General features: G+C 68.8%; 9 protein-coding genes. 6 read left to right on the forward strand and 3 right to left on the reverse strand.

All coding sequences use genetic code 11. The features are described 5' to 3' along the window. A partial coding sequence (locus ACGFI8_RS47490; protein ID WP_392815606.1) for a CPBP family intramembrane glutamic endopeptidase occupies positions 1 to 432 on the forward strand: 432 nt, incomplete at its 5' end. A 279-nt stretch (positions 433 to 711) separates the two neighbouring features. Further along, positions 712 to 1,074 carry a hypothetical protein gene (locus tag ACGFI8_RS47495; RefSeq protein WP_392815608.1) on the forward strand — a complete coding sequence of 121 codons (363 nt, stop codon included), beginning with the start codon at positions 712 to 714 and terminating at the stop codon, positions 1,072 to 1,074. A gap of 37 nt (positions 1,075 to 1,111) precedes the next feature. Here ACGFI8_RS47495 and ACGFI8_RS47500 read toward each other — a convergent pair whose 3' ends face one another. Further along, the gene (locus ACGFI8_RS47500) at positions 1,112 to 1,855 is read right to left on the reverse strand and encodes a hypothetical protein (RefSeq protein WP_392815611.1); all 744 of its coding nucleotides are present in this window, start codon (positions 1,853 to 1,855) and stop codon (positions 1,112 to 1,114) included. Positions 1,856 to 2,220: 365 nt separating this feature from the next. On the opposite strand from ACGFI8_RS47500, the gene ACGFI8_RS47505 reads away from it, so the two are divergent. Further along, a complete protein-coding gene (locus tag ACGFI8_RS47505; protein ID WP_392815613.1) occupies positions 2,221 to 3,123 on the forward strand; it encodes a helix-turn-helix domain-containing protein in 903 nt (300 codons plus the stop codon). Here the strand turns inward: ACGFI8_RS47505 and ACGFI8_RS47510 are convergent. Next, positions 3,120 to 3,338, reverse strand: coding sequence for a DUF397 domain-containing protein (locus ACGFI8_RS47510; RefSeq protein WP_392815616.1), 219 nt, complete (start codon positions 3,336 to 3,338; stop codon positions 3,120 to 3,122). The genes ACGFI8_RS47505 and ACGFI8_RS47510 overlap by 4 nt on opposite strands. 431 nt (positions 3,339 to 3,769) lie before the next feature. Here ACGFI8_RS47510 and ACGFI8_RS47515 point away from each other — a divergent pair, with 431 nt between their 5' ends. The 3 genes from ACGFI8_RS47515 to ACGFI8_RS47525 all read left to right on the forward strand — a co-directional run bounded on the left by ACGFI8_RS47515 (position 3,770) and on the right by ACGFI8_RS47525 (position 10,823). Continuing rightward, positions 3,770 to 4,558: a hypothetical protein gene (locus ACGFI8_RS47515; RefSeq protein WP_392815618.1), complete on the forward strand. Its 789-nt coding sequence runs from the start codon at positions 3,770 to 3,772 to the stop codon at positions 4,556 to 4,558. Positions 4,559 to 5,208: 650 nt separating this feature from the next. Next, positions 5,209 to 6,468 carry an esterase/lipase family protein gene (locus ACGFI8_RS47520; RefSeq protein ID WP_392815620.1) on the forward strand — a complete coding sequence of 420 codons (1,260 nt, stop codon included), beginning with the start codon at positions 5,209 to 5,211 and terminating at the stop codon, positions 6,466 to 6,468. Continuing rightward, positions 6,465 to 10,823 (forward strand): AAA family ATPase, encoded by a 4,359-nt coding sequence (locus ACGFI8_RS47525; RefSeq protein ID WP_392815622.1) that lies wholly within the window; start codon positions 6,465 to 6,467, stop codon positions 10,821 to 10,823. Before ACGFI8_RS47520 ends, ACGFI8_RS47525 begins: the two co-directional genes overlap by 4 nt. A gap of 133 nt (positions 10,824 to 10,956) precedes the next feature. Here the strand turns inward: ACGFI8_RS47525 and ACGFI8_RS47530 are convergent. Further along, a partial coding sequence (locus ACGFI8_RS47530; protein ID WP_392815623.1) for a tetratricopeptide repeat protein occupies positions 10,957 to 11,613 on the reverse strand: 657 nt, incomplete at its 5' end.

An 11,613-nucleotide genomic window follows, 5' to 3' on the forward strand; every position in this document is an offset into this window, starting at 1 on the left:
CTGGATCGGCTGTGGGGCGTCGGGACCGCGCTCACCGCAGGCATCTGCGAGGAGATCGTCTTCCGCGGCCTGCTCTACGGCGCCGCCATCACCCTACTCGGGCTCGACCCGTGGTTCGCGGCGCTGATCAGCGCAACCCTATTCGGGCTCGGCCACCGCTACCAAGGCCCGGCAGGCATCGTCGGCACCGGACTGCTCGGACTCGCCCTCACCGCGCTGTACGCCACCAGCGGCAGCCTGCTCCTACCAATCGCCCTGCACGTCGCCCTCGACATCGCCGCCTTCGTACTGCCCACCACCATCGTCGAGCCCACGCCCGACCCGGGCCCGCCGCCGGGCATCCCGCCGGCAGCGCCGCAGCCGCCCGTCGACCGCGCGGCACCGGGCATCCGGCTGCGCCCGGCGTCCCCCGACAGCACGACACCGGCCTGAACGATCCCCGGCCGCTCAAGCCTCGACCTTGCCAACGGCGAACGCAACGGCGCCCGGCCGTCCGGTCTGCTAGATGCGTAACGGCGGCGGTGCGTACCGCGTCGTGCAGGCGGAATGGGTGGGTTCATCGGATGATGCGCGGGATCGTTCGTTGGACGATGCTGGTGGGGACCGATTGCCACATATGGGTGGCTCGAACGTATCGTTCGGGGATTAATTCGCAGCTGCTGATGACTGGCGGCAGGGGCCTGTGGTCGAATGTGGTGGGGGTGAGATTTGATGTCGATCGATCCGATGGTGTCCGCGGTGCAGGCCAGAGGTTCTGAACGGATCCACGCTTTGCGTACCACCGCCCGGCGGGGTGCCCGTGGAACCGCTCCAGCATCGACTTCCGCGGCTGTGTCGCCGGAACGCATGCGGACGCGCAATGTTGTGCGGACCGGTGCGTTGGTGAGCGTGGTGGCCGCTGGGGCGGGGTTGATCGTGGCGTCGGGGGTGTTGCGGCTGATCGGTGTGCGGTCCGGGATGCTGGCCGTGGTGTTGCTGATTTTGGGGACGACGGCGTTGGCGGCCGCGACCGGTCTGGCCGCCGGCCACACGCTCAGCCGGCGGGACGCCGCCCGCAGCTCCATCATCGAGTGAGCCACGGGCGGCGTTCCCCGTCCGCGAGTCGGCTGGGTCAGCCGTGGTGGCCAGCACCGAGCTCGGGCGCCTGCCGCCCGTGGTCGGTGACCTCGCCCGGGTCCTGATCCACCGCAGCCTCGGCGCGAACAGCCTCGTCATCACGCGCCGCTGCGCGGCGCCGGCCCAGCATCCGGCCAACCGCGTATCCGCCCGCTCCGCCGCCGGTCGCCGTGAGCAGTGCGACGGCGATCGCGGAGAGTCCGACGTGCGGCAGGAATGATGTCGCGCAGAAGATGGCGGCGATGACCGCTCCCGCTATGCAGCCGAACATCGTCATCCATCCGAGCAGCGAGCCGGTGCGGTCGAGCTGGCGTTCGACGAACGCGAGGAACATGGCGAAGTTCCCGGACGCCCGGCGGGTCTCCGGCACCGCTGCGGCGCGCGGACGGGCCGGGGCGAGCGCCATGACCGACTGCCGGAACCCTGCTGCCGACGCCACGGACTGGCCCGGCTGCGCCGGCGGCGGTTGTACCTCGGCGCCGGTCGGCGGACTCCCGGCCGCGGCCGTGTCCGCGTCGGCGAGATCACGGTCGGTCCGTGCTCCTCGGGGAGACTGCTGACCAGGATCGCCCGGACCGCTGCCGTTGACACGCGGCGCGATCGCGCCGCCGACGGGCGTCTGCGCGTGTGTGGTCAGGCGGCGACGCGCCGCCGCGGTGTTGCGCAGGCGCGGGCCGTTGGCTTGCCTGACGGGGCCACGGGTCCGGGTAGGGACGGGCGAGGCGGGGTTGCTGGGCACCGGTCTTCACTCCGAAGGACAGTGACCGTCCCACGGCGGGACGGTCGCAGGGACGGTCCTGCCGGGCAGGTCCTGTCCACGACGGCGGGGACACGAGCAGACGTGCGTTGCGGTGCGAATCAGCTGCGCAAGAAATCGTGGTGCGTCGCGGCCCGGCCAGTGGGTGAACCGGCGAGGGTCCGGGTCGTCGCTTTCGGCCGCCCCGGGTGGTGGGGCCTGGTGTGACGCCGGGAAGATCGCTGGGTAGAGCACGCACACTGTACTACTCGACCAGCGATGTGGCACTATGCTGCCAGCAACGCCGGGATGCAGATCGATAACGTTGAGCACTGTGCGTGCATCCGCGCAGCGTAGGCTGCGTTGGCATGCCGCGACCTGGGGAGGCGCGGGTGGCCGTGACCGGCAAGCCGGCATTGGACCGGTTGTTCCTGCGCCGCGCGCTGCGCGCCGCCCGCGACGCCACCGGGCACACGCAAGCCGAGGTGGCCGACGCGATGGGCTGGTCATCGTCGAAACTGCTGCGCATCGAGAGCGGCCAGTTCGGCATCCGTATGAACGACCTCGTCGCCCTCCTCGACTTTTACAAGATCTCCGACGAGGACGAGGTCACCCGCCTGCGCGGCTATGCACCCGGCAGCCGGGTCGACGACTGGGACAAGTACCGCCACGTCCTCAAGCCCGAGTACCGGGCGTACCTGTCACTCGAGGGCATCGCCACCCGCATCCGGCACTTCCATCCGATCGTCGTCCCGGGCCTGCTCCAGACGCCCGGGTACGTCCGCCGCGGCATCGAGGCGTTCGCGCCACCAGGCACGGACCCGGACGTGCAGCAGCTCCAGCGGGCCGCCCGCCTGCAACGCCAGGAACAGATCCTCGCCGCACCCGACAGCCCGGACGTGCACTTCATCCTCGACGAGGCCGTGATCCGCCGCATCGCCGACAACACCGCCCGCGACGACGTCCACCGCGGCCAACTGGAACACCTCCTGGCCATCAGCCGCCGCCCTGGCATCACGCTGCAGGTGCTGCCGTTCGACCGCAGCCTGTATCCCGGCATGGGAAGCCCGTTCACCATCCTCGACCTCCCAGACGGCGACACCCGCGGCGACTACATCTACCTCGAGCAAAGCCGCGCCAACTCGGCCCTGCGCGACGAGCGCACTGACGTCGACCAGTACCACGACATCTTCGCCACCCTCAGCAGCCTGGCCCTCAGCCCCGAGGGCACCGCCGCCCTCATCACGAAGCTCCTCGCCGGCGGCGACTAACCACGACCGTTGCGGGCCAATCGATCATCGCTGCCGACGACGGCCTCGAGGAACTGCGACCAGGCGCCGGCGTCAAAGGCCAGCACTGCACCGTCCGGCTGGGTCGAATCCCGGACCAGCACCCGACCGCCGGTGACCGCCACCTCGACACAGTCGCCGCCATCCATCGAACAGCGACTGCTCCGCCGCCAACGCACACCATCGACGTTCACCACACACCCCCGGGATCTCGCCGCGCCCTGCGGGCCGCCCCCCAATGGACCACCGCATCATGCAGCGACGTACGTGAATACATGATTGCCATGAGAAGGGCGCGCTGCATAGGGGCATTCACCCGCAGTAACCAGAGTGCGAAACACCGGAGCCGAACGGCTTACCCATTCCGGGAGTCGGCCGTCCACAACGGCCCATGCCGGTCGAATACCAGCAGGCACGGCCGCGCACATCGCCTTTGCTGCACCGCCGACATGTGATGAACCGTCACGTTGTCGTCCAGCAAGGTCCGCTGGCTTCCACCTCGTCGACGGGTGCTGCGTCAGCAGCGTCGCCAAGCAGCCGATCGAGCGAGTCGACCGTGTACGCGACGGCGAGCCGATGGACCTCGTCGCCGATTCCGGACGTCAGTTCTGGCCGCTAGTCTCGTCCCGTGAGCGACGACGATCGCGAGATTTTGGTTGACGACGATCCAGGGACCGGTTCGGACGCGGCCCAGGAGGCTGGGCAATCCGCCAAGTCGGCGACGACCGATCCCACGCGACTCGAGCGCCTCCGCAGCAGGGCCAAGGAGGTCAGCGACAAGATTGTCAACGGCGGCGTCGACGGCTGGGGCCCTTGGAAGGGATCAATCGAGGTCGCGGAGGAGCACCTCACGAAGCACGGCGACGTCGAGAAGGCCATCCAACGCCTCATCGCAACGCACGTTCGACTCACTGCGGGCACCGGCTTCCTGACCGGTCTCGGCGGGCTGATCACCCTGCCGGTCACGCTGCCCGCCGACTTCACGGCATTGTGGCTCGCCGAGGCGCGCCTCGGCGGCGCGATCGCGCACCTGCGCGGGTACGACGTCCGCTCGGAAGAGGTGCGTTCCGTCGTCCTCATTTCGCTGATTGGTTCTTCGGCGGCTGAGGCTCTCTCGCAGGCGGGCGTCCAGATCGGTACGAGGTCAGCCGTCAGCGCCATCAAGCAGGTTCCCGGTCACGTGCTGATCCAGATCAACAAGATGGTCGGCTTCCGCCTGATCACCAAGGCCGGCACCAAGGGCATCGTGAACCTGACCAAGCTCGCGCCCCTCGTGGGCGGGGTGGTCGGTGGCGGCATCAACTTCACCAGCACCCGTGCCGTCGGCGCCTGGGCAAAACGGAACTTCCCGGCCGCGGACGAGGCAGCCCCAAGCGCACCCGCTCCTCCTGAGAGCGGCGGGCCACAACCTGCGTGAGCCTGGAAGCGGCGGACAGGCAGTGCTTGCCCATCGCTGCAGCGATGCCTTCCATATGGAAATGGATCGGCTGGGACATCGTCTCGGTATCGACGGTTGGCGTCCCGGGCGACACGGCGGCATCTGGCATGTACGTGTTCCGCGGCGCCTCCACGGGACGATGGAGCTGACGATCGGTCGCGTCCGCGCGGCGCGTCGCCTCGCGGCTAAGCAGCGACGCCCTGACGATGGAGTGCCGCGCACAACCGACTCGCCGCAGGTGCCCGAGTGCGAAGCTCTCTGAAGCCGCGGGCTCACCGACGTGTTGCGACGGGTCGCGCTCGGTCAGCGCATAAGAGCGATTCCGGGGTAGTACTGACGCTTAGTTAGACTGTCCGGTTGCCGGAGGTGCAGGTGCTTCCGGACGGCTATCGTGCGGGGCCATGACGGTAAGTGGGGATCCGGTCACCGACTCGCCTCCGGGAATCAGATCACATGATCTGGTCGTGGTTGTACCCGGCATCATGGGCAGCGAACTGAAGGACACCGCGACCGGGGCGACGTTGTGGGGGCTGCGGGAGTTAGCCTGGTACGTCCGGGCGTGGAGCAGCGGTTCCGGGCTGGCCGCGCTGCGCCTCACCGACGACGAGCGGGCTGGCCGGTACGGACGGGTGACCGCCAGCAGCCTGCTACGGTTCCCGGCCTTTGCCCGGGTCCTGCAAGGGATCGAGCCCTACACGCATCTTGTCGCGGCAGCCCGTGCGGCGGTGTACAACGACGCTCAGGTGGTCCAGTTTCCGTACGACTGGCGGCTGCCCGTCGCCCACAACGCGGCACTGTTAGCGGATCGCGCGGCTGGCGCGTTGGAAGAGTGGCGGCGCAATCCGGATCATGACTACTTGCGTCGGCGCCACCCGACCGGCCGCCCAGCCCAGCTGGTAATCGTGGCGCACTCGATGGGCGGTCTGCTGGCCCGCTACCTGTCTCGGATCCCTGGCGTCATCGAGCACGTCCGGGCCACGGTGACACTCGGTACCCCATTCTACGGATCCGCAAAAGCCGCGGTCCTGCTCAACACCGGCCGCGGCGCTCCTCTGCCGCTGCCGGCCCGGCGACCAGTCCGCCACCTGTTCGAGGCAGACGTCGATGACGGGGTACGGCGGCTCGCCGCGTCGCTGCCCGGGCTCCATGACCTGCTGCCCAGCTACCGCTGCGTCAACAACGGACCGCCCGGCCGACGCTTGACCGAGGGGGACGCCGTCACACTCGGCGGCGACCCCGATCTAGTCGCCAACAGCTGGCAGCTACACCGCGACCTCGACACCGCCACGCTCGCCGGTCACCGCTGCATGGTCGGCACGTTCCAACCCACCGCCCAGAGCCTGACGATCACCGACGGAATCGTCACTCTCCACCGCGGGGTGTGGACGGACGGTACCGACGCCGCCCGGTGGATTGACGACGGTGGCGACGGCACCGTGTTCCGCGGATCAGCGACGCTGCCCGGTACCGGTATCGCCCACACCTATCTGCCTCAACAGCATGGCGCGTTGGCCCGCACCGACGAGGCGTGCACCTTTGCACGTGCGGTGATCACCGAACAAGACCTCGACCGACTCGGTCCGCCCCTCGCTGGTGCCGGACTAGGCCTCGACCTACCTGACCTCGCCACGCCCGGCGAGGAATGCATCGCGACGATCACCGGCATCACCCGGTCCCGTGACGCCACCGCCGTGCTAATCGATCTCAGCAACGGCCAGGTCATCGACCGGCTGGCTATCCATCGGCGCGACGGCCAGTGGTGCGCCCCCATAATCGCCGACCGGCCTGGTCTCTACCGGGTCGAGGTGGCCGGCGGCGGCTACAGCGCGGTCCAGCAACTCGTCCTGGTCACCGATCCGGACCTTGCCGCCGACAACCACGCAGCATGACTCACGCGAACCCGCCGCTTTCCGTCTACTCAATCGGGATCGGCACCTATGCCGACCGCAGATTCCAGAAACTGCCGGTGGATGCCGAAATCGAACGGGTCTGCCGGGTCCTCGCCACCTTCGGTGGACGACACGTGCCCTGGCCGGTTCGGATGGATGAGCGCGGCGGCGACGCCGTCACAGCCCGTCTGCGTCAATGGGCCACCGGAGACCCCGACCGCAACACGTTGCTGTACTGGGTCGGGCACGGCTGGTCCAACAACGACACTGCAGCCCTCGCTCATTACAGCAGCCCGGCCCACGTTGGCGTGTACGGCCTGCGGCCCGAGGTCTTCGCCGCGACTGTTGCCGAACGGCAGGACCTCGCGCCGGATACATGGGCTGTCGTGGTCGTCGAGACGTGCCGGTCGTCGCGATTCGTGGAGCTAGTCGACTCGCAGCTCGGACAGATGCCGCACAGCCCCGAACGCGTCCTGCTCATCGGCGTGTCCGGTCACGGCTCCACCCAGCTCGGCGCCTTCGCCGACGCGCTCACCCATTGCCTGGACAACACCTTCCGCACCCAGACCAGCATCGAATTATGGGACCTCGCCAAGGAGCTGGAACGCACCCTGCACGGCAGTCGGGTTGTGCTCCGCCAGCTCGGCGCCGCCGTCCTGACCCGCGCCCTGCCGCCGGTCGCCCCACCCATCACCGTCGACGCCGACACCGAGCTCAAGAAGCTGCTGGCAGCCCTGCCCGACGACGTCCGCGGACACTTCCTGACCAAGGCCCAAGGCGGCGAAACCGGCGACCTCCTGTGGTACTTCGAAGGCCGCCAAGCCGAGCAGGAACAACTCGCCCATTGGCTGCGCACAACACCCACCGGCATGCTCGTCGTCACCGGCTCGCCAGGCAGCGGCAAATCCGCGCTTCTCGGTCAAGTCCTGGCGCAGTCTCAGCCCGTCCTCATCACCACTTTGGCCAACCACGGACTCATGCAGCCTGTCCCGGGCGCCGCCCGGCCACCCGCGTACGTCTTCGATACCGCGCTGCTGCTCACCGGATTGACCGCGGCGGACACCATCACCCGCATCGCTGCCGACATGCACCTCGGGCATCCACCGACCGAGGCCGACACGCTCGAGAGGCAAACCCACTGGCTCGCCGCCGCGCTCCACACCGCTGCCACACCGCGGACCCTTCTGCTGGACGCGCTCGACGAAGCCCAGCAGCCTCTTGACCTTGCCCGCACCGTCCTACCCGCGCTGGCCACGATTCCCGGCATCCGACTCGTCGTCGGCAGCCGCCGCTCCACCCGGGAAGGCCCAGATCTTCCCGACCCACCCCACAGCGACCTGCTCGACGCACTGGCCACCGCCACGCCCACCGTCCTGCGGATTGATCGCGACCCCGACGCGCTGCACCGCTACACGACCCGCCGCCTGACCACCCTCACCACTGCTGCCCCAGCCACTATCAATTCCGTCGCGACCGCCATCGCTGGACAGAATCAGCAGTTCCTCTTCGCTCGCCTCGTCATCCACGAAATCGCGGCCCGCCCATATCTGCTCATGCCTACCCACGAGCGCGAACTCGCAGGACTGCTCAACGCGGACCACCGCCGCCTCTTCGCCACCGCCGTCGGACGGCTCGCCCGCCACACATCGGCGTACCCAATCCTGCTGCACGCTCTCGCCCTCGGCCTAGGCCGTGGGCTGCCGATCCGCGACGGCGTCTGGGCCATGTTCGCCAAGTCGCTATCGGCCAACGCTGACATCGACGATGCCGCGATCGCTGGCCTGCTCCAAGACGCCGCTCCCTACCTGATGGTTGACGCCGAAGCGGAACAGAGCGTGTACCGACTGGCGCACCGGACGTTCCAGGAACACTTCCTCAACCTCACCGAACCGCCCGTCAGGCAACGCCATCAACGCGTCCTCGACACCCTGCTACACACCACGGCCGACCTCCCCGATCCGCTCAACCCCTACCTCACCCATTACCTGCCCGGCCATGCCGCACAAGCCGGTGGAAGCGGCTGGCAACAGCTGAGCCGATTCCCCCACGTGCTGGACAGACTCGACCCCGCCAGCGTCGCCACCACCGCGGTACAGACCGGCGCATCGGCCACGGACCTGCCACCGGCCATCGCCGCGATACTGGCGGCACGCAGTGACCTGATCAACGCCGAGGCAAGCGTCCGGCCTGTGCTTCGACAACTCGCCATGGCCCGCACTGCGGCGGTGACCAACTTCACCACCGAACCCACAACCCCACACACGTGGCACCTCAAATGGGCTCACCTCGTCCCGCAGCCCCACCATGTCACCCTCCGCAGCTTCCCCGGCGGGATCTGGGCGTTAGCGGTGCTGCCCGGCCCGGACGGGCGGGCCGTGCTCGCATCCGCAGGCGACGACGGGACGGTGCGACTGTGGAACCCGGACACCGGCACCCCGGCCAGACCGCCGTTGATCGGCCACACCAGCGCGATTAACGCGTTGGCGGTGCTGCCCGGCCCGGATGGTCGGAAGCTGCTGGCCTCGGCCGGCAACGACGGGACGGTACGCGTGTGGAACCCAGACACCGGCAACCCGGCCGGACCGCCCCTAACCAGCCACGCCGGCCGGATCCGGATCCCGATCTGGGCGTTGGCGGTGCTGCGTAGCTTGGACGGGCGGACCCTGCTCGCCACCGCCAGCACCGACGGAACGGTACGACTGTGGAACCCACACACCGGCGTCCAGATCGGACCACTCCTGACCGGCCACACCAAGGGGATCAGCGCGTTGGCAGTACTGCCCGGACCTGGCGGGCGGACCCGGCTCGCCACCGCCGGCAATGACGGCACCCTGCGGTTATGGGACCCGGACACCGGCGCGCTGGCCAGACCGCCGATAAGGACGGGCAGGGTCGACGCGTTGGCGGTGCTGCCTGGCCTGGACGGGCGGCCCCTGCTCGCGTGCGCGCGGGCCGACGGGACGGTGGAGTTCTGGGACCCGATTACCGGCGCCCCGATCGAAGGGCAATTGACCGGCCACACCAGGGGGGTGAACGCGTTGGCGGTGCTGACTGACCCGAACGGGCCGCCCTTGCTCGCCTCCGCCAGCGACGACGGAACAGTTCGACTGTGGAACCCCTACACCGGCATCTCGGCCGGCCCAGAACTGACCGGGCACACCGACGCGGTCCGAGCGTTAGCCGTGCTGCCGGGCCCCGACGGGCGGCCCCTGCTCGCCTCCGCCAGCGTCGACGGAACGGTGCGACTGTGGGACCCGGACGCTGTCACCCCGGCCAAGCCAGGCCTGACCAGCCACACCGGCCGATTCACTGCGTTGGCGGTGCTGCCCGGCACAGACGGGCGGACCCAGCTCGTCTCCGCCGACGCCGAGTGGAAAGTGCGGCTATGGGACTCCGACACCGGCGCCCCTGCCAAACAACCGCTGACCACGCACATCGGGGGTATCCGGGCATTGGCGGTGTTCCAAATCTTGAAGGGGCGGACCGTGCTCGCTTCCGCAGGCGACGACGGGACGGTGCAACTCTGGAACCCGGACACCGGCGCACCGGCCGGGCCGCCGCTGAAGGCATCGGTGCAACTGTGGGACCCGCGCAGCAGCACCCCGCCCAAGCCGCCGTTGACCGGCCACATAGGCTCGATTAATGCGCTGGCAGTGCTGCCGGGCCCGTACGGCCGCACCTTCCTCGCCTCCGCAGGCAACGACGGAAGGGTGCAACTGTGGGACCCGGACAACGGCACCCCGACCAGGCGACCGTTGACCGGCCACTTCGGCGCGGTTAGTGCGCTGGCAGTGCTGCCGGGCCCGTACGGCCGCACCTTCCTCGCCTCTGCAGGCAACGACGGAAGGGTGCAACTGTGGGATCCGGACCGCGGCACCCGGACCGGGCGGGGCCTGACCAGCCACACCGGCCGGATCACCGCGTTGGCGGTGCTGTCGGGTCCGCACGGGCAGATCTTGCTTGCATCGGCCGGTGACGACGGGAAGGTGCGACTATGGGACCTAGATACGGGCACTCCGTTCGGACCCCCGTTAGCCGGCCACACCGACACAATCTCTGCGTTGGCAGTCTTGCCGGTCCCGGGCGCATGGCCCGTGCTGGCTTCCGCAGGCGACGACCGGACGGTGCGGCTATGGAATCCGATCACGCAGCAGCGCCTGGCCGAGCTCGCATGCGATGATCGAGTCAATGCGATGCTCTGGACAGGGGGCTGTCTAGTTGTAGCGGGCGACAACGGGCTCTTCTCAGCAACAGCCGACCGACCGCGTGGCCGACGCCAGCACGATTCCAGAGGTCACCTTCGCCCGGTTGAACCGCATTCCGAGACGACGGCCGCGGATCTAGCTGGGCGGTGATCTCCATACTGGTGACAAGCCGCACTGTACTTGCTTCGGCGCGTCCCGCCACATAAAAGTGATTTCGATGCTCACCTCTGCTTGCCGCGCCAGCCGTCGGGCGACGGACGGCTGGCTTGCTGGCCCGTCGTAGTCACAGGCTGTGGGCGTCGAGGAGTGCGGTGAGTGTGTTGATTGACTGTTGGTCGAGGGTTTGGCTGGCGGTTTCGGTGAATGTGTCGGTCCCGAGGTGGTTGCGGAGTTCGGCGAGGCGGGTGATGTTGTTGGCTGCTTGGGGTATGCCGATGGTTTGTTGGATGCTGAGGGCGCGGATGTGGAGGGTGACGGCGTCGGTGTGGTTGCCGGTGTCGGCGCGCATGATGCCGAGCTGGCTGAGGGTGATGGCGAGGCCGGCCTGGTTGCCGAGTTGCTCGTTGATGGTGAGGGATTGCTGGTAGCGGCGTTCCGCCTCGGCAAAGTCCCCCCGCAACTGGGCGAGCCTGCCGAGCTGTTGGTAGCCGCTGGCCAGGCCGGACTGGCCGCCGAGCCGCTCGAAGATGGTGAGGGCTTGCTGGTAGCGGCGTTCCGCCTCGGCGTAGTCCCCCCGCAACTGGGCGAGCCTGCCGAGCTGGTGGTAGCCGCTGGCCAGGCCGGACTGGTCGCCGAGCCGCTCGGAGATGGTGAGGGCTTGCTGGTAGCGGCGTTCCGCCTCGGCATAGTCCCCCCGCGCCTGGGCGAGCATGCCGAGTTGGTGGTAGCTGCTGGCCAGGCCGGCCTGGTCGCCGAGCTGCTCTTTGATGGTGAGGGCTTG

Origin of the sequence: Dactylosporangium sp. NPDC048998 (assembly GCF_043197855.1) — a bacterium.
In the GTDB taxonomy this organism is placed as follows: domain Bacteria; phylum Actinomycetota; class Actinomycetes; order Mycobacteriales; family Micromonosporaceae; genus Dactylosporangium.